The following is a 22,615-nucleotide window of genomic DNA, read 5'->3' as shown; positions in this document are numbered from 1 at the left end:
CTCCATCAAATAACCATCTCTACGACTCACTGTGTTCGGCTAAAAATGTATCCACTTCTTCTCTGGTTGGGATTGACGTCTGTGCACCAAACCGAGTTACTGAGATAGCCGCCGCTGCGTGAGCAAACTTAATTGCTGATTTTAGAGGTAAATCTTCCAACAGACCAGTGACCAATGCCCCATTAAAGGTATCTCCTGCGGCAGTGGTATCCGTTGCGTCGACTTTAAAGCCCGAGATCAGCTCGCCTCGGCCATTCTCACTCAACCACACACCTTTAGCACCTAAGGTAATCAAAACAATTTCGATGCCCTTACGGTGTAACGCATTTGCGGCTTCTTGCGCACTCTCGTCGTCAGTCACCGTGATGCCTGTTAACACTTCTGCTTCGGTTTCATTCGGCGTAATCACATCAACACAAGCGAGCAGTTGATCAGACAGTTCACGCGCTGGAGCTGGGTTTAAAATCACGTTAGTTGCGGCGCTTTTTGCAACACTGGCTGCTTTTTCGATACCGCACATTGGTGTTTCAAGTTGCATCAGTAGGAATCTTGCACCACGGATGCGCTCCAAATCGGATTCAATCGCTTCAGCGGTCAGTTTGGCGTTGGCTTCAGCAGAAATACAGATACTGTTTTCACCACTATCAGAGACTTGAATCATCGCAATGCCAGTTGGGCAGTTTGGCTCCATTTTGACACCAGCGATATTGATGCGATCCATCTTAAAATTTTCTCGGATATTGATACCGAAAGCATCATCCCCAACACAGGCGATAAAACCGGTATCCGCATTAAGACGTGCAGCGGCCACCGCTTGGTTTGCGCCTTTCCCACCGGGAATAACTTGGTAATTACGACCATGAAGCGTCTCGCCAGGGCGAGGAAAAGAAGGCACTTGAAGAACATGGTCAGCGTTAACACTACCTAAAACCACTAACTTATTCATAAGGTAATCCTCGGCTCAATTGAGCCTTGCAAATGTGAACAGGAGTAATAGCGATAAACTTTGCGACAAAGCTCATGGCTATTCGCCCTCCGCACCCTGTTTAGGCGGGAGGGCTAAGCGATATTATTTAGTGATCACTTTTAGCGGTACTGGGATGTACGCTTCAACCGCTGAACCTTTCAGTACTTTATCCGCGGTTTCAATGCCAAGCGCACCGATTAGGTCTGGTTGCTGCGCGATAGTTGCAGACAATTTGCCACGGTTCACCGCTGCAATACCGTCGTCAGTACCATCGAAGCCGACAATCATCACATCTTTACCTGAAGCTTGAACGGCACGTAGCGCACCAAGAGCCATTTCATCGTTCTGAGCGAATACAGCCTGTACGTCTGGGTTAGCCGCGAGTAGGTTTTCCATCACGTTAAGACCTTTAGTACGGTCAAAGTCTGCTGGTTGGCTCGCAAGAACTTCCATTTCGCTGCCTTTAACCGCGTTCATGAAACCTTCGCCACGCTCACGAGCTGCTGATGTACCCGCGATACCTTCAAGCTGGATAACTTTCGCTTTCATACCCACTTTTTCAACGATGAAGTTACCCGCCATTTCGCCACCAACAATGTTGTCTGAGGCAATGTGACTCACTACTTCACCACGGCTAGCACCACGGTCTAGTGTTAGAACAGGGATATTAGAGCGGTTTGCCATACGAATTGCATTCGATACTGCATCAGAATCCGTTGGGTTGATCAGAATCGCTTTTACACCACGAATGGTTAAGTCTTCAATATTTGATAGTTCTTTGCTTGGGTCGTTCTGTGAGTCCAGAACAATCAGGTCGTAACCTAGCTCTTTAGCTTTCGCTTCTGCGCCATCTTTCATCGTTACAAAAAATGGGTTGTTCAGCGTCGACAGTACGATTGCCATCGTGTCCTGTGCTTGCGCCGATACAGAAACGGTTGAAGAAAGTAGTGCTGCAGAGATTAAAGTTGCGAGTTTTTTCATTTTCTCAGTCCTTGTGTAGGGCGAGCCAAGACACGTCACTTGGCTCTATTTAGTTATGATTTACTTGTTTTTGTTGTCGACCAGTACCGCAAGCAAAATAACAACTGCTTTCGCGATCATTTGGTAGTAAGACGAAACATCGAGTAGGTTGAGCGCATTGTTGAGGAAGCCGATGATTAGTGCACCAATCAAGGTTCCCATAATTCTGCCCTTACCTCCCATCAAGCTAGTGCCACCCAATACCACAGCAGCGATAGCGTCTAGCTCATAGCCCATACCCGCAGTCGGTTGAGCAGAAGAGAGTCGAGAAGTCACGATGATGCCTGCCAATGCAGCGAGTAAGCCACAGATGGCGTATACGCCAATTTTTACACGATCAACGTTGATACCAGATAAACGGGTTGCCGATTCGTTACCGCCCAAGGCGTAGACGTAGCGACCAAAACGGGTGTGATTCAGCAGATACCACGCAGCAGCAAACACAATCACCATTAACCAAACCGGTACTGGAATACCTAGTGCGTAGCCCGTACCAAACCAAGCAAACGCATCCGCCGTATCAGTAAAGCCTGTAGAAATAGGACGACCGTCGGTGTAAACCATAGTGACGCCACGTAGCAAAGTCATGGTTACCAAGGTAGCAATAAATGCCTGCACCTTACCTTTAGCGATAATGACACCACTGATGGCACCCAGTGCGGCACCCGCTAGCAGAGCGGTTGGCACCGCAATCAGGACAGGCACTTCCATTGCGATAAGGCTCGCGGCAAACGCACCGCAAAGTGCCAGTACCGAGCCAACGCTAAGATCAATACCCGCGGTAAGAATGACCAATGTCATACCGACCGCAATAATTGCATTGACGGACGTTTGGCGCAGAATGTTGAGAATATTGTCAACGGTAAAAAAGTTCGGGTTTAAAAACGATACGACGACAATTAAGAATAGAAGTGCGATCAAAGACTTTTGTTCAATCAACCACTCTTTGCTAAACAGCTTCTTGCCGTTTGTTTGTGTTGGTTTGCTCATGGTATTGGTACTCATGCTGCTTCCTCGTTAATCTTTTTGCCTACGGCACAGGCGAGTAGTTTTTCTTGATCGGCGTCTTTAGCATTGAACTCGCCGCTAATTCGTCCTTCATGCATCACTATGATTCTGTCACTCATACCCAGAACTTCCGGCATCTCTGACGAGACAAGAATGATGCTCATACCGTCGGCTTTAAACTTATTGATCAGTTGATAGATTTCTTTCTTGGCACCAACGTCTACACCGCGTGTCGGTTCATCCAAAATTAGGACTTTCGGCTTGGTCATTAGGCCTTTCGCAATCGCCACTTTCTGCTGATTACCGCCTGATAAGTTGCCAATGATCTGATCACGTGTCGGTGTTTTGATGTTGAAAAGCTTGATAAAGTCTTCAACGGCAATAATTTCGTCTTGGTGCTGGATTCGACCACCTTTTGCCAGCTTATCGAGCGCACATAAAGACATGTTTTCTTTGACCGAAAGCCCCAGAATCAATCCGTCTCCTTTACGATCTTCAGAGATGTACGCAATCCCATTCGCCAAGCCATCTTGTGGGCTGACTGGGTTGATGGTTTTATTGTCGAGATTGATGACACCTCGTTCACTTGGCAGTGCTCCGTAGATCACCTTCATCAGTTCAGTTCGACCCGCGCCCATAAGACCGGATACACCCAAGATCTCACCGCGTTTGAGCGTGAAGCTCACATCCTGGATGCCTGAACCCGTTAAGCCAATCACTTCAAGGCAGGTTTCACCATGGCGGACATCAATGCGTGGGTATTGTTCATCAAGCTTACGCCCAACCATCATTTCGATTAGGCCATCTTCATCGGTATCCGACACCTGACATTGACCAATGAACTTGCCGTCACGTAAAACGGTAATATCATCGCAAATTTCAAAAATCTCTTTGAGACGATGAGAGATGTAAACAATGCCACATCCTTGAGCGCGTAACTCGTTGATGACGTTAAACAGCGACTCTGTTTCAGTATCAGTCAACGCGTCTGTCGGCTCATCCATAATGATGACTTTTGATTCGAACGACAGCGCCTTCGCGATTTCAACCATCTGTTGTTCGCCCAAGCTAAGCTCGCCAAGCAAGGTGCTTGATGAATGTTTAACGTTAAGGCGGCCAAGCAACCGATCGGCTTCTTGGTACATCTTGTGCCACTGAATGCCACCAAACGCGTTGGTAAACTCACGGCCAAGGAAAATGTTTTCGGCAATCGTCAGTTCAGGGATCAGATTCAGCTCTTGGTGAATAATACTGATGCCCGCCTCTTGAGAGTCGCGAGGTCCTTTAAATGCTGCGGTTTGCCCTTGGTATTGAATGGTGCCCGCATCTTTGCTGTAGATACCAGTCAGTACTTTCATCAAGGTCGATTTGCCGGCACCATTCTCTCCCATCAGGGCCATGACGCGCCCAGGGTAGACATTCAGGCTCGCCTTATCTAACGCCTTAACGCCAGGGAATGCTTTCTCGATCGAGCTCAACTGTAGGATAGCTTGAGTCATAACTCTTCCTTACTATTGCGAGGGTTAGAAAACCACGCCCGCTTGAAATATGACGTTTGCATAAGGAGTACACTCGCCGGTACGAACGACTGCTCGGCTCTGTCGGGTACGCGCTTTAAAGTCCTCATGTGACACATAGGAAATAGAGATCTCTTTACCGCAACGCTCACTCTCTGCAAGTAGCTCAACTTTCAGCGCCTCATGGAGTTCTGGACTAACCGTTGCAAATTCTTGCGCAATCACTACGCCTTCAATTTGAGATTCAGACAACATCACTTTAACGGTTTCCATAAACGACGGAACACCATGTGTCAGGGCTAAATCAATACGCTGAACCTCGTCTGGTATTGGTAATCCTGCGTCACAAATCGTTATCTCATCGGTATGACCTAACGTCGCTACCAAGTACGAAAGCTCAGAATTTATTAGGGTACTTTTCTTCATCTCATCGACCTATCAAATACACGTTTACAAAATGGTGAGTCTTGATTTCACTATCAGATTTGTTATTGAGAAAAAACTCATCGAAACGTTTCGATAGAATAATAGTCGCTCACCTCATAAATTCGAGAGCGAGATAAGTAGAGTGTGAATTTGATCTTCTTTGGCAACCACTATTGTTCGCACAGAGTGATTCAGATCACCCCATCGAAACGTTTCGATAGGCTATTTTCTTTATTTTTTCATTCCCCAAACACCAAACCCGACCGTTTTAGGTATAGTGACGTCCACTGACAATCTTTGGAAAACAAAATGAAGAAAATCATACTTTCTGTAGTCACTCTTCTTGCACTAAATGCCTGCAAAACTGAGGTGGGTACTCAAGCGTGGTGTGACGAGATGGCAGACAAACCAAAAAGTGAATGGAACGCTCAAGGTACCGTCGATTACGCTAAACACTGTGTGTTACTCGATGCGGTTGGAAGCGAAGCTTGGTGTAGTGATCTCGAAGATAAACCAAAAGGTGACTGGAGCGCCAATGAAGCGACCAGTTACGCGAAACATTGCGTATTCTAAACAACAAAGGTCTGGTGTTATCCAGACCTTTGTATTTCATTGATTGAGATGAGATTGTAAAACTAAACGCGCTCTTCTAGCGAAATGTTGTTATTAGCCCATAACAAAGCTTGCAGGCGATTTTTCGCATTGATCTTCTTAAAGATATTATGAAGATGCGTTTTAACCGTATTCTCACTGACGAACAGTTCGTCTGCAATTTGGATATTTGACGCACCGTGACCAAGTAAACGCATGATCTCCTTCTCACGTTTAGTGAGGTTGGCATAAGCCTGAGACGTGGTCACTGTATTGGCACAGCGGAAATGCTCGATATAGTCTTGCGCGACTTTTCGCGATAGCCACATCTCATCACTCATGATTTTTTCCATGCCTTTAAGCAGCAGAGGAACTTCGTCATCAAGGTAAAAGACCCCAACCAAATTGCGCCATTTAAACAGTTGGCTTGAAGACGCATCAATTGGGCAATTGAAAACAACTTCTTTGATCGTAGCATCGCTATGAGATTTGGCGCTGCTATAGTATTCAAACTTGCTATCATCCAAATAGTGATAATCAATAAGCACTAAGCTATCTAGTTGCCCCTGCCCTTCATCCATTGCTTGCAAAGTATCAGCCGTCACTATGCTAACTTGTAATCCTAAGCCCTTCTCCAAAGAGTCCTTAAGCAGTTTAGATTGCATGCTTACATCAGAAATCAGAGTAATCTTGTCGTTATCACGGTTAGTCATAATGGGTCCCTGCACACGTTGTTGATAAATTAAAACTATCGTTTAGAACTAAATAGTCAACATGTTGATTAAGCAGATGAATTAAACTACCGTCATTTAATTCATGTTAATCATGGACTTAGAACTGATTTCTTATTTTTGAGAACACGCCGAGTTATCTGTTAGGCGATTCACAACAGCAAAAAAATTATACCAGAAGAATGACGGTTAACTATGCTGTTGCAGATAAGAAGACTTACGACGCCATAGAGCAATACCACTCAAGATAAGTAGTCCCAACCAACTGTTTGCCCCACCTGAGTCTCCACCCGAGCTATTTGCGTTTATCGAATTGAGGTAACTGAATCGCTGCGCATCGTTGACCGTCACTTTTGGCGTTTCTGAACCATTGAGTACTGAACTTATCCAGGCCCGATGGTCTGACACCTCTGTAAATATTGAATTGGCAATCACACTCATATCACCACAAGTCGTTGGACCAAAACTGGTAATGCCCACCTGCTTGTTGTTCCAGAATAATGGGCCACCGGAATCCCCCTGACAGGTTGCATTATCACGACCATTTTGGCTTGACGCTCCGTCCATGCATAAATTCGCTGACGTATCGACATTGTATAAATTACAGTTCGAATTGCTAACGTAGCTCAGCTGAGTTTCCTGAAGAGCCTCGCTATCGTCACGACCAGACTGGGTATTACCATGACCAACCGCAAAGAAAGGATCACCTGAATTGATACCTCGATAGTTGGTCGCATCGGTACTGCTTGCGAGATCGGCGTAATCGAACACGGCGGTAATAGGCTGGGACAGCTTCAAAATAGCAATATCATTGGCTAAAGTATCGTTGTTGTAGTTGTCTGGGTAATAGTATTCACTCACCATCACTCGCTGTGTGATAGCGTTGGGAAAGTCCGACTCATTCTGAAGTTGGGGAACGACTGAGGTAAACAGCTGGGTATTGGTATTGCCATAAATACAGTGCGCCGCCGTCAGTACATAGTACTGTGTTAACAGCGTGGCACCACAGTACGGCGACGTACCATATATACGATCATAATCGATACGATCGTACATGAGACTCGTAAAAGAGGGATACTTGGTTGCACTAATATCATTGCCATTTACTACATATGGCGTAATTGCAACACTGGTATAAGCGCTGGTTACATATAAACTAGAAAGTAAAACGGCTAACTTTCGAATCACGGCTCGCTCTCCATAGCACTTGGGTACTATATAAGTATAAAAAAACCTCTCAGAATTGAGAGGTTTTATCAAAAGAATTTATTTAGGTCACGAGATGTTAACCTCGGTAATACCTTTGCGGAACAAATGGCATTTTTTCAACTGTCATTGGTAGCTTCTTACCACGTACATCTGCAAACAGTTCTGTGCCAATAGCAGCAAGGTCTGCACGCACATAAGCCATAGAAACTGGCTTACCCGCATTAGGACCAGCAGTACCACTCGTCACGACACCCACTTGATTATCCTGAGCGTCAAACAGCTCTGTACCTTCACGAACTGGCGCTTTAGTTTGACCAACTAGACCAACACGCTTGCGAGAAACATCTTTATTTTCAATTTGGTTTAGAATGATATCTGCACCAGGGAAGCCGCCTTCGCGCTCACCACCGATGCGACGAACCTTCTGAATACCCCAAAGTAGGCTTGCTTCCACTGGAGATGTAGTTGCATCAAGATCATGACCGTATAAGCATAAACCACACTCTAAACGAAGTGAGTCACGTGCACCGAGACCAATCCACTCAACTTCTTCTTCGTTTGTCAGCTTTTGTGCCAGCTCTTGAGCATGGGTGTTCGGTACCGAGATTTCATAACCATCTTCACCCGTGTAACCACTGCGGCTCACGATACACTCTACGCCAAGAATCTCTAGCTTCTTCACATCCATAAAAAGCATATCGGCAACTTGTGGGTTGAATCGCTTGAGAACGTCTACAGCCTTAGGGCCTTGAAGCGCAAGAAGAGCACGATCATCAATCACTTCCAGCTCTACGCCAGACGGTAGGTGCGCTTCCAGATGGTCAATATCCTGTTGCTTACATGCCGCATTGACAACAACAAATAGATGATCGCCTAAGTTAGCCACCATCAAATCATCCATAATGCCGCCCTGTTCATTGGTAAAGAACGCGTAGCGCTGGTTGCCAGAAGGCAGATCGATAATATCAACAGGAACCAGTGACTCAAGAAACGCCGCTGCGCCCTCACCATGAAGACGAAGCTGTCCCATGTGCGACACATCAAACAGGCCTGCCTCATCACGCGTGTGTAGATGCTCTTTTTTAACACCAAGTTTGTACTGAACTGGCATATCATAACCAGCGAAAGGTACCATCTTTGCGCCAGCTTCAACGTGCAGTGCGTGCAAAGGTGTTTTGAGTAGTTCTTGAGTCATTGTTGTCTCCATTTAGTCAGGTTCGTTTTCCATTCAAGGAAACCTTGTTTCCAATAATAAACACGAGTAGATAGAATTTGCACGATTAACAAGATCAGAACCGTTCAAAATGTGACATTTAACATCATATTCACAATAAAGACTGAAAATAAAAACGCCACCTTGACGAACAAATCGTCAAGATGGCGGTATTGTATTCATGCTCAACCCAAAAGCAACCGTTTGCATTCACTATAAGAAATTAACAAACCGTTCACGTTACTTTGCAGTAACCCACAAAATGTGCGCGTCTTGCTCACTGGTTGAGACCAACATATGCCCCATATTGGCATCATAATAGACGCTATCACCTGCATGCATTTCTACTGGTTCATAGAATTCGGAATAGAACATTACTGAACCAGATAAAATCAGTAGAAACTCCTCTCCGTCATGTCGCACCCAATCGGTGTACTCATCAAAGCTTCGAGCGTGGACCTGACTCTTAAATGGCATCATTTTCTTGTTAGATAGTTGCGTAGCCAGAAGCTCATGCTCATAGGTAGGTGTAGGATGCGGTTTACCCTGATTTGCCTTGGTAATATCTCTACGCCCTGTTGCCACCTTTTTTCTAGGCGGTTCAAACAGTTGCGGCATATCTATCTGCAATCCAGATGCCAATTTCTGCATCGCTTGGAAGGTTGGAGAGATCTGCTCATTCTCGATTTTACTTAACGTCGAACGCGCCAACCCTGTACGCTGACTCGCCTCTTCTAATGTAATGCCCAACTTGCCACGAATATCTTTAATTCGCTGCCCCAGTTTTAGCGGTTCAATGTTTTCTTCAGCCTCTTTGGCCAGAGTCAAAGATGGATAATCATCAAAGATATCTTCGGGCATATTTCCCTCTTAATTTCTACTACTTCCTGTCTCATTTTTCATTGTGCACGAAGCGTAAAGTGGAAGAAAGGTTCGAATGAGAAATAAACCGTGCTCTTGTTAACAAAAATAGAAACCTTGTTTCCAATAGGAAATTTTTGGTTGATTGTTCCTTTCACAACCGTTATGTTACCAACTTGTTAGTTGTAGAGATGTTATTTCGGAAGCCAAATGTTGAGGAATTTAACCCTTGGTTTCAGTTTTCCCCGCTATTTTGGGGTATGGAAATTCACCCTGCTCGTGCATAGAAATGAGCAGACAAAGAAGTAGAACTGACGAGAACCAATTAGCGTATATAAAAATCTCGTTGGCACGAATGGAAGGTCATCTACCATGAACAAACCGTTTCAAAATCATAGCCTAGAGAACTTTTTCTCTACTAACCTTGCTGCTACTGATGATGCTGTATTCGCTGGCATCCAAGCCGAGTTCACTCGTCAAAACGAACAAATTGAGCTTATCGCTTCTGAGAACATTGTTTCTAAAGCGGTAATGCAAGCACAAGGAACGTGTTTAACAAACAAATACGCAGAAGGTTATCCAGGCCGCCGCTATTACGGTGGTTGTGAACACGTAGATACGGTTGAGTCTATCGCTATTGAACGCGCGAAACAGTTGTTCAAGTGTGAATATGTCAACGTTCAGCCTCACTCTGGCGCTCAAGCAAACGGTGCGGTAAAACTGGCTCTACTTCAACCTGGTGATACCATCCTAGGTATGTCTCTAGACGCAGGTGGTCACCTGACTCACGGTGCTCGCCCTGCACTTTCAGGCAAATGGTTCAACGCAGTACAGTATGGCGTTGACCGTGAAACACTTGAAATCAACTATGAAGATGTTCGCGCATTAGCGGTTGAACACAAGCCTAAAATGATTATTGCAGGTGGTAGTGCGATTCCACGTACGATTGATTTCGCTAAGTTCCGCGAAATCGCAGACGAAGTGGATGCAATCCTAATGGTCGATATGGCACACATTGCTGGCCTAATCGCAACGGGCGCTCACCCTAGCCCACTACCGCATGCACACGTGGTGACGACCACAACTCATAAAACACTACGTGGTCCTCGCGGCGGCATGATTCTGACCAACCACGAAGAGATCATCAAAAAGATCAACTCAGCCGTTTTCCCTGGTCTACAAGGCGGCCCACTAATGCACGTAATCGCAGCTAAAGCAGTCGCATTTGGTGAAGCGTTAGGTCCTGAATTTTCAACTTATATTGATTCAGTGATCGACAACGCAAAAGTTCTTGCGGAAGTATTGCAAACTCGCGGTTGTGACATTGTGACTGGTGGTACAGATACGCACCTGATGTTGGTTGACCTACGTCCTAAAGGACTGAAAGGCAACAAAGCAGAAGAAGCCCTAGAACGTGCTGGGATCACATGTAACAAAAATGGCATCCCATTCGACTCAGAGAAGCCTATGATTACATCGGGCATCCGTTTGGGTACGCCTGCAGGAACAAGCCGAGGCTTTGGCGCTGAAGAATTCAAACTCATCGGTAACTGGATTGGCGATGTACTAGACGGGTTGGTTGATAACCCAGAAGGCAACGCTGAAGTAGAGCAACGTGTTCGCAAAGAAGTGAAAACACTCTGCGCTCGCTTCCCACTTTACCAATAAACAATTTAATACAGTTATTTTTGGAGAATAAGCAATGGACAACACACTGAAGTTTGCAGACAGCCATGAATGGGTTCGTGACAACGGTGATGGCACAGTAACTATCGGTATTTCGGAGCACGCACAAGAGATGCTAGGCGACGTTGTATTCGTAGACTTGCCTGCTGTTGAAGACGAAATCGAAGCAGGCGACAGCTTCTCACTTGTTGAGTCTGTAAAAGCAGCGTCGGACATTTACGCCCCAATCACGGGCGAAATCGTTGAAATCAATGAAGATCTAGAAGACAGCCCAGAGCTTATTAACGAAGAACCTTATGAAGGCGGCTGGATTGTTAAAGTGAAGATGTCTGATCCATCAGAGCTAGACAATCTAAAAGACGCAGAAGAGTACCTAAACTCAATCGAAGACGAGTAATTAGGAATACAGCAAAGCTGCCCCGTTTAGGTGGCAGCTTTTTTTCAACGTTCGGACGTATAATCAATATTATCAGCAATGCTGTAATCCGTTACCCGAATGATGGAGTAGGTAAAGGACAATGACTGAATTACTTCAAAGCCTCAGCACACAAAATGAGTTCGTTGCACGCCACAATGGACCAAACAAATCTGACCAACAAAAAATGTTGGAAGCGATCAACGTAGCGAATCTAGACACATTGATCGAAGAGACGGTTCCAGCGCAAATTCGCCTAGAAAAGCCAATGACGCTTGCAGAAGCAAAAAGCGAAGCAGACATGCTGGTTGCCATGCGCGAATTTGCTAACCTTAACCAAATTAAGCGTACCTTTATTGGTCAAGGTTACTACAACACTTTCACACCAAACGTAATTTTACGTAACGTGCTAGAAAACCCAGGTTGGTACACTGCGTACACGCCATACCAACCTGAGATTTCTCAAGGTCGTCTTGAAGCACTGCTTAACTACCAGCAGATGGTCATGGATCTTACTGCAATGGACATTGCGAACGCATCACTGCTTGACGAAGCAACAGCAGCCGGCGAAGCAATGACTCTGTGTAAGCGTGCAGGTAAGAGCAAGAGCAACGTTTTCTTCGTTGCTGATGACGTTCATCCACAAACGCTTGAAGTCGTCAAAACTCGTGCTAAATACATCGGTTTCGATGTTCAAGTTGGCGCAGTTGAAACACTGGCTGACCAAGACGTGTTCGGTGCATTACTTCAGTACCCAGGCACAACGGGTGAAGTTCGTGATCTGACTGACATCATCACTAAAGCACATGAAAACAAAATTCTAGTAACGGTCGCAACCGACCTACTCGCCTCAGCTCTTATTAAACCTGCGGGTGAAATGGGCGCTGATGTAGTAATCGGTAGTGCTCAACGCTTCGGCGTACCAATGGGCTACGGTGGCCCACACGCTGCATTCATGGCAACACGTGACCAACATAAACGTACGATGCCTGGCCGTGTTATCGGTGTTTCTATCGATGCCAACGGCAACCAAGCGCTACGTATGGCAATGCAGACTCGTGAACAACACATCCGTCGTGAAAAAGCGACCTCGAACATCTGTACTGCACAGGCTTTGCTAGCGAATATGGCCTCTTTCTACGCCGTTTACCACGGAGCAGAAGGTCTGCGTACTATCGCGCGCCGTACTCACCACATGACAGCGATCCTTGCGGCCGGCCTTAACAAATCCGGCTTTGAACTGGCTCACAACAGTTTCTTTGACACCATCACTATCAACTCGGCAGACAAAACAGACGAGCTATACGCGAAAGCGCAAGCCGCTGACATCAACCTGCGCAAGCTTGATGGTAAGTTAGGCATCAGCTTCGACGAAACAACAACCACGTCGGATATCGAAGCACTATTTGCAGTATTTGCAGTATTTGCAGTTAGCCAAGATGTGAATACCCTTTCTTCAGAAATTGCTAGCAACGAGTTTGCCGCGATTCCAGAAGCATTGCGTCGTACATCTAAGTACTTGACTCACCCTGTGTTCAACACGCACCACAGCGAAACGCAAATGATGCGTTACCTGAAGCAACTTGAGAACAAAGACTTCTCGCTAACACACGGTATGATCCCACTAGGCAGTTGTACAATGAAGCTTAATGCTGCTGCTGAAATGATCCCAGTGACATGGCCTGAATTTGGCTCAATTCACCCATTCGCACCAATGGATCAAGCCGCAGGCTACTCAGCTCTAGCTAAAGACCTAAAAGAGAAGCTATGTGAAATCACAGGCTACGACGCGTTCTCACTTCAGCCAAACTCTGGTGCATCAGGTGAATACGCAGGTCTTATCGCGATTCAGCGCTACCACGAAAGCCGTGGCGAAGGGCACCGTAATGTGTGCCTGATCCCTAGCTCAGCACATGGTACTAACCCTGCGACTGCGTCTATGGTGTCAATGAAGGTCGTCGTTGTTAAGTGTGATGACGAAGGCAACATCGATATGGCCGACCTAGCCGCTAAAATCGAAAAGCACGCAGAAAACCTATCAAGCATCATGATCACCTACCCTTCGACGCACGGTGTGTATGAAGAGCAAGTGAAAGAAGTATGTGAAATGGTTCATGCCGCTGGCGGTCAGGTTTACCTAGACGGTGCCAACATGAACGCACAGGTGGGCTTAACGTCTCCAGGCTTTATCGGCTCAGATGTTTCACACCTGAACCTACACAAAACGTTCTGTATCCCACACGGTGGCGGTGGTCCTGGTATGGGTCCTATCGGTGTTAAATCACACCTAGCACCTTTCCTACCTGGTCACATCGAAAATGGTGTTGAAGGCAACGACTACGCGGTATCTGCTGCGGATCTAGGTAGTGCTTCAATCCTGCCAATCTCTTGGGCTTACATCGCGATGATGGGTGAAGCGGGTCTAACAGAAGCAACAAAAGTCGCGATTCTAAACGCAAACTACGTGATGGAGCGTCTACGCCCTCACTACCCTGTACTTTACCGTGGTACTAACGGCCGCGTTGCTCACGAATGTATTATCGACATTCGTCCGCTTAAAGAAGAAACAGGCATCAGCGAAGAAGATATCGCTAAACGTCTTATGGACTACGGATTCCACGCGCCAACGATGTCGTTCCCTGTTGCGGGTACACTGATGGTTGAGCCAACAGAATCTGAAGACCTAGAAGAACTTGACCGCTTCTGTGATGCCATGATTGCTATCCGTGAAGAGATGGACAAAGTCAAAAATGGTGAGTGGCCACTAGACAATAACCCTCTAGTGAAAGCGCCTCACACTCAAGTTGACCTGTCGAAAGATGAATGGGACCGCCCTTACTCGCGTGAGCTAGGCTGCTTCCCATCACCTGCGACTAAGAGCTGGAAGTACTGGCCAACCGTTAACCGTGTAGACAATGTCTACGGTGACCGTAACCTAATCTGCTCTTGTCCAAGTATCGACAACTACGAAGATTAATTATCTCGTTGATCACAGATAACCGAGTTGGAAACTAACTTGAATAAAAAGGCGAACCGTTTGGTTCGCCTTTTGTTTGGGGGGCGTTGTAGCCCATATGAACAACCGACTTATATGGCGTTGACCACTACCACACCGTCCTTAAAGTCGGGTGGTAAGGATTTTCGTTGGTCGTTTAGCGTCCACTTTTAGAAATTAGATACAAGTGCTTCCTCGCTCTAGACGAAATCATATAAAGTAATCTCCTCGCAGCCTAGTCCTGATATGACCTACTACAATCGATAATGTCATTCCAATGCAGGACTAGCATCAGGGTTACCTAAGCCTCACATTTCTCTCTTGCATGCGCTGAAAAATGTCCCAAGCAGTCCTGATTCGATAGATGCATTTAGAACTAACTATAAGCGCAATAAAATCACGTTATTCAAGTCAGCATTTACTTAAAATTCACATTGTAAGATGCTCGTTCCGCCTCTGTATTTTGTACACAAAAAACACGCTAAATTGCCAGTTGCATATGTTAATAATACCACCTAGTTATTGTGGTTATATTATAAAAAAGAATGATGTATGTGGTGGTTAGGGATAGTCGTAGGCGTTGCTCATGCAATGTCTTATCGCTTTGAATTAATAAGTTTAGGGATAGCACTGATTAGTTTTGCTGTTCTTTTCTTTGTGCATATTCAGCTCAAAACAAAAAGCGCTCGATGTGCCTTATGGATGTTATTTGGATTAGGGTATTACGTTACCTCACTGTTTTGGGTGAACGGTTACCTCGCTGATGAGTACGGTGACGCCAGTTGGATACGTTGGGGACTTTGGCCCTTACTTATCTTCATATTATCACTAAGCTTTCTGATTGTTCCTATTGTTACTCTCGGGCTGTCTCGTCGCAGTGCATTGGTGACGCTTCCCTTTGTCTTAGTGTCTATTGATATCTTACGTGAACTTACCAGCTTTTCGTTTTCATGGTTACATCCCGGTTTCTTATTCCTAGATGTCGGTTTGTCCGGCTGGTTAAGTGTTATCGGGGCTTTTGGTGGCAGCTTTTTAGTTTATGTCGTGGCGAGTTTGTTGGTCTATGTGTTTATCAATCGATCGTCACCGGCTCGCCCCTTGAGCCAATTTTTGATGAGTATTTTGGTTATCGTTGCGCTCGATAAAGGCATTCAAGCGGTGAATAACTACTACTTCTCGCCTGACCAAGCGAAGGTTCGAATGATTCACGGGAATTTCAGTGGTACACACAAGCTGTCCAAAAATGAGGTCATTGAACGTGTTCAGCGTTACGCATCTCTTTCCTTGCAAGCGCCAAGAGCCGACATTGTCGTGTGGCCTGAATCTTCGATGTCCATGCCGTATCGAGAAATTGCTCCTTTTGTTCAGGAAAGCCTACAGAAAATTGACGACAAACACGTGGTAGTTATTTGGGGTGGACAAGCGAGAAATGGCCAACATTTACAAAACGTGATTTACCGAAACAATGAGCTTGCCCCTATTTACTATAAGCAGCGTTTGGTGCCTTTTGGTGAGTATCGCCCCACTTGGTTTATTGATTGGATGGAGCGCGTGACGTTATCTAGAGGTGGCGATATGCAAGTCGTCCCCAATACGAGCAACGTCCATAATATTGGGCCGCTCAAAGCGGTGTTGGCCGTATGCTATGAGGCGCTCTATTCCGATGTGTTCGCCTCTAAATTACAGTCCGGTAATGTCGCGATTTTACTGAGTGATGTGGAATGGACACAAACCCCTTGGGTAAAACAGTTTCTACTCAAATTGACGCAGGTGAGAGCGGCTGAAATTGGAAAGTCGATTATTTATCCGACCAATCAGGGCTTTACTTCGCTTGTCGCACCTAATGGCGATGTGCTTTCTCAAGTTACTCATCAAAGAACGCAGGTATTGGATGTCGTTGTGCCACTCCAAACACGCCAAACTCTATACACGCAGTACGGACACCAATGGATATTGTGGCTATCACTCGGTGTCTTGCTGTCACTGCATGCACTTAATCAGCTTGGGCTAACAAATGTTCGCTCTACCCATAATAAGCGCCTCTTTAGCGCAGCGAAAAATAACGAAACAAGGATACGTCATGGTTAAACGTTGGTTCACGATAGGGGCTGGTTTTGCTCTTGTTGTCGGCATTGGTATCGTTGCCCTTAACTACGATAAATCGGTACATACTCAGAGAATAGGCACGCCTGTCGCAAGCTCTTCTTCTCCAGATATGGGGAGTGCGTCAGATTCATCAACCATAGCACTCACTGAGTCGAGCCATGACTTTGAGTCTCAAAGCGAGCGCCTTGAAGCTCAGATGCTGGCAGAGCTGGACATGTTTAACCAAGATATTGCTGATGCTAAACGTCAGTTAGATGAAGAGACGGTGATAGCTCAATCTGAAGAAGAGTCCCCTGAATTGGTATTGGCTAAAGCGAGTATGATTTTGTCAGAGCTTGAGCAAGAGGGCATTGTATTCACCTACGACCCTGTATTACTGACTCCTGATACGCCGTCGACTCAAGTTCAAGCAATTGAAAAGCAAGTGATTGAGGTCGAAGACGATCTTATCAATATTGAACAACGATTTAACAATTTGGGTAACAACAAGGAGTCGTTATGATGAGAATTAAATCGAGCTTATGTATCGTTGCACTCTCTTGTTTCTCCCTCCCTTCTCTTTCCTCTTCTGTGGGGGAACTCAGTGGTAGTGCATTTGTTTCTCAAGGAAAATCAGGTTATCAAGTTGATTTGCAGTTACCGAGTGGCGTCAATGAGCTTGTCCCTTCTTTGTCTGTCAGTTATCAACAGGGCTCAGGGAATGGGCCACTAGGCTTAGGAGTGAGTTTGGATGGCTTATCTAGCATCACTCGCTGTAGCCGAAATGAACAAGATGATGGTGTCAACAGTGGGCTCCGTTTTGATGATACCGATGTCTACTGTTTGGATGGCAAAAGGCTTTTCCTAGTCTCGGGGCAGTTAGGTAAAAATGGCAGTGAATACCGCACTAAGGGAGGTTGGCAAACTAAGGTAGTTGCAAACGGCAGCCTGACTTCGGGGCCTGATAGTTGGACGATTTATTCCGCAGATGGTTATGTGACCCGATACGGTTCAAGAGAAGACGCACAACTTACGGTTGATGGTCATGGGCTCGAATGGTTTATTTCTCAGCAATCTGACCGATTTAATAATGGTATCGACTATCGGTACCGAACTCACCAAGGTCAACATTATCTTGATAAAATCCAATACGCAGATGTAAGCCTTAACTTTAATTACGTCAATCGCCCTGATGTCCTCTCTTCCTATCGGTTTGGTCAGAAACAAACATTGGCACAAAAGCTCGATAATATTCAAATTAACCGCAGTGGTCATGCGCTTCGCCGCATTGAATTCACCTATGGTGAAGTGAACTCTCAAGGCATTGAACTGACGCGTTTAAATAGCTTGCGAGTGTGTGGCTCGGATGAGGAATGTATGCCTGCTCATACCTTTGAGTGGGAAAGTAACCCTTATGCCGGTAGTGAGCCGGAGCAAAAAACGCTCTACCGCCTGAGTGAGTTTAAAGGCTTTGTTGCTGGCGACATCAATCGAGATGGTTTGAGTGATATTTGTTATTTAAAAGACGGCCTCTACTGTGGCTTGAATGAAGGTAATGGCCGTTATGGCAGTGCGGTGAAATGGAGCAGTGATTTCCAAGGTAGTGCATGGGAAGAAGCAGAAAACTACGCATCCATCAGCCTAATGGATATCGACGATGATAGTTTTCAGGATGTCTGTGCATTCAATGAAACGGGCTTTTTCTGCGCATTAAACCGCAATGGACGCTCGTTTGATTCCGGGCATTACTGGAGCCGAAATTATACGATTGATAAAGCGGTACGCCTATTGGATGCCAACAATGATGGATTGGTGGATGTTTGCCGCGTTGAATCGAACCGTGTGGTGTGTGCGAACAATACCGGAAGTGGCCTATCATCAGACTATGTGCTGATTAATCATGGTTATCCTTTAGAAAAAAGCTATGAATCTATGAAATTTCTTTTTCTAGATTTCACGCCAGAGCCAGTAAAAATGCCACAAAGCCAATTCATCGATATAAATAAAGATGGGTTTGCAGACCTTTGCGGGGTAAGGCTTGATGGTCACTTTTACTGCTCATTAGGCAAGAAGTCGGAAGGGAACCTGTCATTTGAAGCACCAGAACGCTGGGCTAATCAGTTGCCGATAGGTGGTCAATTGCCCTCAGATCCACAGCCTAATCTCGATCCATACTTTCAAGATGTGGCTAAGGTCGAACAACTTCAACGCACCATGAACTTGGTGGATATCAGTGGTGATGGTTTACCAGAACTGTGCTATCGAAGCGGGAATAACTATGTCTGTCATCAAAATACAGGCAAAGGTTTTGAAACTGCCACAACGCGTTTGGTTCTTGGACGCGACCACTTTGAAATCTCTGATGATGATGACGATAATGTTGCTCAAGTGGAAGCCTCTATCATGCTATCTGATCGAAACAGCGATGGGCTAGCCGATTTCTGTTACATCGCTGGAGAGCGAGTGTATTGTGCCTACGGTAATGGCGATCGTTTTAATCAATCAACACTTCTCGCTACGATAAACGCAGACCTTGAACTTCTTGATGATGACATTACATATTCAGATAACTATGTAAAAAAAATCTTTGGTATTAAGACGACCATTTACTATTTGTATTCCAATAACATTTACGGCCCGTTTAAAAAAGGCGTGGATGCGAATGGCGATGGTCTACTTGGCGATTGTTACCGCTCTATCGATGGATTAACGTGTTTGTCTTATGAGTTTGAGCCATTAGCACTACTTAAATCTGTGACATCTGGCTTAGGGATAAAAAGTGAGTTCGAGTATGGCATGACAGGCGATGCTTCGGTGTTTCAAAATGCAGCCCCACCGCAAGGACTCATTGGCTTAACGCCAAACTTCAAAGTAGTGAAAGCCCTCAAGCAAGACAATGCTATTGGTGGCACTAATCGAACTGAATACCTATATAAAGGTTATCACGCACATAAGGACAAGGGACTACTTGGATTTGGTGAAATCCAGACTCATGATGTTGAGCGCAAAACGAAGTCGATTAGTACGACTGCGTACCACGGAGACTGGGTGCCTTATATCGCTAAAACCGAAACTAATATTAACAATCGCAAAGTAGCAGAAAGTCATTTTGTTTATCAAGATGTTAATGCACCTGTATCAGGTCAAACATGGCCTCAATTGGTCGAAACCAACCAGAAGGCGTGGGATTTATCCTCGAACCTGTTAACGAATACGACGACTCAATACCGTGGCTATGATGCGCTTAACTTTCCAGATACGATTACCAAAGTAATTGAAGATGGTGACGGAGGGCAATTCATTGAAACCACGACAACACGCTACCAACACGACACTCAGCGCTGGCTGATTGGTAAACCAACTAATATCAATGTCACTAAATCGAACCGTCACGACTCCCAAGTAAGGCGTACCTCTTTCTCTTATGATGCTGATACTGGCGCATTAGTTGAACAAACTTTAGAGCCCGGACATGCATTGGCATTAACGACTCGATTTGGTTATAGCCCTAAAGGGTTTAGAACCTCAGAGCAAACCACGGGAAGTGGTGAAACCAGACAATCGGCAACGGCTTACGATGTCTATGGACGAGTGACCAGACACACAAACGCACTCGGTCATGCTGTGAGCACCACCTATGACAACCAATGTGGTCTGCCGCAGAGCATTACCGATGCGAATGGTTTGGTCACACGCTTTGAGTATGATGATTATTGTCGCGAAGTGAAGAAAACACTTCCTGACGGCAATTGGGTTGCGCAGGTGTATGAGTGGAGCGATGGTGCTGATGCAGGGTTAGACCAGCATGGATTAACCCTCGGTGACCGCAGTGTCTTTATGGTGACCACACAAACCTCGCAAGGCGGGCTGTCAACGACGTATTTCGATGGATTAGGCCGAGAAGTTCGCACGACACAACTCAATGGTGATGGTAAAACAGTTATTGTCGATATCGCTTATGATGCCAAGGGGCAAAAAGTGGGCGAAACCATGCCTTACTTTGAGGGCTACTTCGCTGGCGATGCGACTTTCTGGTTGCAAACCGCTTATGATGATTTAGGTCGCCCAATTAGGCAAACCCAGCCTACAGAAGATGTTGGTGACCTAGTATCCACAACGTACTATCAAGGCTTAACCGCGACAATAACTGGTCCTGGTCAGTTTGAAAAAGTCGAGCAAACCAATGGCCTAGGTCAGACGGTTCAAATTGCTGAAAATGGGCAATCGACGGTTCGCTATACCTATGACGCAATAGGGAACCTAACAAAAACCGATACCAATGGTTTGGTGACGGAGCTGACTTATAACCAGCTAGGTTATAAAACTCAAATGAACGACCCTGCAATGGGCGCGTGGACGTACGGACATAACGCTTGGGGCGAGCTTGTTTGGCAACAAGATGCTAAGGGGCAACGCACCACCTTTACTTATGATGCACTTGGCCGAAAAACGGGTGAAACTCGTCCTGATGGAGTGAATCAGTGGCAATATGACCAAGTCTTGAAAGGTGGCCTTGATGTCGCAAGTAGTGATAGCAGCAATCGCAGCTACACATACGATGCCCTCGGTCGAACAGAGTCTATGACCTTAACGATTGATGGCTCTAGTTACACCACTCAGTATGAGTACAATGAGCAAGGCCGACTAAGTCGAGTGATTTTCCCATCGGGTATGAATCTGGATAAAGATTATGATGTCAATGGCCTACTCAAACGAATGAGTATTCCCTACTCAGACATTTGGGATAGCCAATATTTGCAAATTGAAACTGCGCTGATGGAAACCTCAGAGCGCATCATGGAACTTGAGGCACAGGCCTACGAGCTAGAGCAAAGCGCCCAATTTTACATTGAAGAATCTGAACGTCTGCGCCAAGCCGCAGAGCAGTTATTTGCACAAAGTGCTAGCTATCAAAACACGGCGAATCAGCTAAGCGCCAGTGCACAGTCTTTGTTTAGAAGTGCAAGTATTAATATTCAGAGAGCAAATGGGTATCGAGCCAAAGCTAATTACTATTGGGCGGCGTATAGTGGGACAATATTCAATCATTACAAGACTCAAAACGGTTATGCGTATTATAAATATGATCGCTGTCTGAAGAAAGACTGGAAAGGAAACTGTAAAACCCGAAAAGTGTATACAGAGAGGGTACCTCTATGGATGGTTGAGAATAATTTTTGTTGGCCTTCTGGTGGCAAGTTAAAAGCAGGTTGTTTTGTAGGGCCTTCTTCATCGGTTAACTTAACGCAAGTCTATAATCGTTGGGCTGACCATTATTATGCCATTGCGAATAGCCAACGTGCACAAGCAAACCAAGAACAAAGCCAAGCGAATCATTACCAAGCGTTATCTGATAACGCAGAAGCTAGGGCGGATGAGCTGATTACGCAAGCTCAGAGCTATGCGTCTCTTGCAAGAACGCAAACCGACTTGTTGTCTAACTTGACGGATGAACTGGATGATTTAGTGGTGGCAGAGGCAGAACTTCAAGAAATCCTTGACCAGCGTCTTGAAGATGAAACGGCTGAAATTGTTTGGGTGGCGACCAGCCGTGATAACTTCGGTCGAATCGGTGGTGAACTGTTTGGCAATGGTCTACTAACTCGACGTGATATAGACCGCTCTCGTGGTACGGTTCAACGCATCACTACAGGCATGGGCGATACCTATCTGCGTGATATCAATTATACCTATGACGAGCGCAGTAATGTGTTAAGTAAAGTCAGTGCGATACGCAATCAATCTGAATACTACCAGTATGATGACTTTGACCGTCTAACGCAGTGGAACTTCAGCGATAACAAGAGTGTCTCCTCTATTGAGCGCGACTATCGTTACGATGTCTATGGCAACTTGACGTATAAAACCGATCAAGGTGACTTTGAAGTCAA

Annotated in this window: 16 protein-coding genes; 7 read left to right on the top strand and 9 right to left on the bottom strand. The window is 45.6% G+C overall.

The genetic code is table 11. The annotated features are described in order from the left end of the window. Positions 1 to 19: 19 nt before the first annotated feature. From rbsK to rbsD, 5 genes are all read right to left on the bottom strand, one after another. Entirely contained in the window at positions 20 to 946 is a 927-nt protein-coding gene (rbsK, locus tag ACQEXR_RS05740; protein WP_331417492.1) for a ribokinase, read from the bottom strand. A 123-nt stretch (positions 947 to 1,069) separates the two neighbouring features. Next, a complete protein-coding gene (gene rbsB, locus ACQEXR_RS05735; RefSeq protein ID WP_138973180.1) occupies positions 1,070 to 1,948 on the bottom strand; it encodes a ribose ABC transporter substrate-binding protein RbsB in 879 nt (292 codons plus the stop codon). 60 nt (positions 1,949 to 2,008) lie between these two features. After that, positions 2,009 to 2,992, bottom strand: coding sequence for a ribose ABC transporter permease (rbsC, locus tag ACQEXR_RS05730; RefSeq protein WP_138973179.1), 984 nt, complete (start codon positions 2,990 to 2,992; stop codon positions 2,009 to 2,011). After that, entirely contained in the window at positions 2,989 to 4,494 is a 1,506-nt protein-coding gene (gene rbsA, locus ACQEXR_RS05725) for a ribose ABC transporter ATP-binding protein RbsA (RefSeq protein ID WP_427019925.1), read from the bottom strand. Before rbsA ends, rbsC begins: the two co-directional genes overlap by 4 nt. 24 nt (positions 4,495 to 4,518) lie before the next feature. Continuing rightward, positions 4,519 to 4,938 (bottom strand): D-ribose pyranase, encoded by a 420-nt coding sequence (rbsD, locus tag ACQEXR_RS05720; RefSeq protein WP_427019924.1) that lies wholly within the window; start codon positions 4,936 to 4,938, stop codon positions 4,519 to 4,521. A gap of 309 nt (positions 4,939 to 5,247) precedes the next feature. Between rbsD and ACQEXR_RS05715 the strand changes: the two genes are divergently transcribed. Beyond that, positions 5,248 to 5,511 carry a DUF3012 domain-containing protein gene (locus ACQEXR_RS05715; protein ID WP_331427633.1) on the top strand — a complete coding sequence of 88 codons (264 nt, stop codon included), beginning with the start codon at positions 5,248 to 5,250 and terminating at the stop codon, positions 5,509 to 5,511. Between the two features lie 62 nt (positions 5,512 to 5,573). On the opposite strand, the gene ACQEXR_RS05710 is transcribed toward ACQEXR_RS05715, so the two are convergent. The 4 genes from ACQEXR_RS05710 to ACQEXR_RS05695 all read right to left on the bottom strand — a co-directional run bounded on the left by ACQEXR_RS05710 (position 5,574) and on the right by ACQEXR_RS05695 (position 9,543). Beyond that, positions 5,574 to 6,242: a LuxR C-terminal-related transcriptional regulator gene (locus tag ACQEXR_RS05710; protein WP_427019923.1), complete on the bottom strand. Its 669-nt coding sequence runs from the start codon at positions 6,240 to 6,242 to the stop codon at positions 5,574 to 5,576. 207 nt (positions 6,243 to 6,449) lie between these two features. Next, positions 6,450 to 7,448 (bottom strand): trypsin-like serine protease, encoded by a 999-nt coding sequence (locus ACQEXR_RS05705; protein WP_427019922.1) that lies wholly within the window; start codon positions 7,446 to 7,448, stop codon positions 6,450 to 6,452. Positions 7,449 to 7,545: 97 nt separating this feature from the next. Continuing rightward, a complete protein-coding gene (gene gcvT / locus ACQEXR_RS05700) occupies positions 7,546 to 8,664 on the bottom strand; it encodes a glycine cleavage system aminomethyltransferase GcvT (RefSeq protein ID WP_331417498.1) in 1,119 nt (372 codons plus the stop codon). A 258-nt stretch (positions 8,665 to 8,922) separates the two neighbouring features. Continuing rightward, entirely contained in the window at positions 8,923 to 9,543 is a 621-nt protein-coding gene (locus ACQEXR_RS05695) for a helix-turn-helix domain-containing protein (protein ID WP_138973173.1), read from the bottom strand. Between the two features lie 372 nt (positions 9,544 to 9,915). On the opposite strand from ACQEXR_RS05695, the gene ACQEXR_RS05690 reads away from it, so the two are divergent. The 6 genes from ACQEXR_RS05690 to ACQEXR_RS05665 form a co-directional block, all read left to right on the top strand. Continuing rightward, positions 9,916 to 11,211, top strand: a complete 1,296-nt coding sequence (locus ACQEXR_RS05690; protein WP_331427635.1) for a serine hydroxymethyltransferase — start codon at positions 9,916 to 9,918, stop codon at positions 11,209 to 11,211. Between the two features lie 34 nt (positions 11,212 to 11,245). Next, positions 11,246 to 11,626, top strand: coding sequence for a glycine cleavage system protein GcvH (gcvH, locus tag ACQEXR_RS05685; protein ID WP_138973171.1), 381 nt, complete (start codon positions 11,246 to 11,248; stop codon positions 11,624 to 11,626). Positions 11,627 to 11,747: 121 nt separating this feature from the next. After that, positions 11,748 to 14,621, top strand: a complete 2,874-nt coding sequence (gene gcvP, locus ACQEXR_RS05680; RefSeq protein ID WP_426952529.1) for an aminomethyl-transferring glycine dehydrogenase — start codon at positions 11,748 to 11,750, stop codon at positions 14,619 to 14,621. Positions 14,622 to 15,191: 570 nt separating this feature from the next. After that, complete coding sequence (gene lnt / locus ACQEXR_RS05675) at positions 15,192 to 16,727, top strand: apolipoprotein N-acyltransferase (RefSeq protein WP_427019921.1); 1,536 nt, start codon at positions 15,192 to 15,194, stop codon at positions 16,725 to 16,727. Beyond that, positions 16,720 to 17,247, top strand: a complete 528-nt coding sequence (locus ACQEXR_RS05670) for a hypothetical protein (RefSeq protein WP_427019920.1) — start codon at positions 16,720 to 16,722, stop codon at positions 17,245 to 17,247. The genes lnt and ACQEXR_RS05670 overlap by 8 nt, the downstream gene beginning before the upstream one ends. Beyond that, on the top strand, positions 17,244 to 22,615 hold a 5,372-nt coding region (locus tag ACQEXR_RS05665), incomplete at its 3' end, for a SpvB/TcaC N-terminal domain-containing protein (protein ID WP_427019919.1). The genes ACQEXR_RS05670 and ACQEXR_RS05665, both read left to right, overlap by 4 nt.

The organism is Vibrio sp. TRT 2004 (assembly GCF_050113735.1).
GTDB lineage: Bacteria > Pseudomonadota > Gammaproteobacteria > Enterobacterales > Vibrionaceae > Vibrio.
This window is presented reverse-complemented; position numbering and strand designations above follow the sequence as displayed.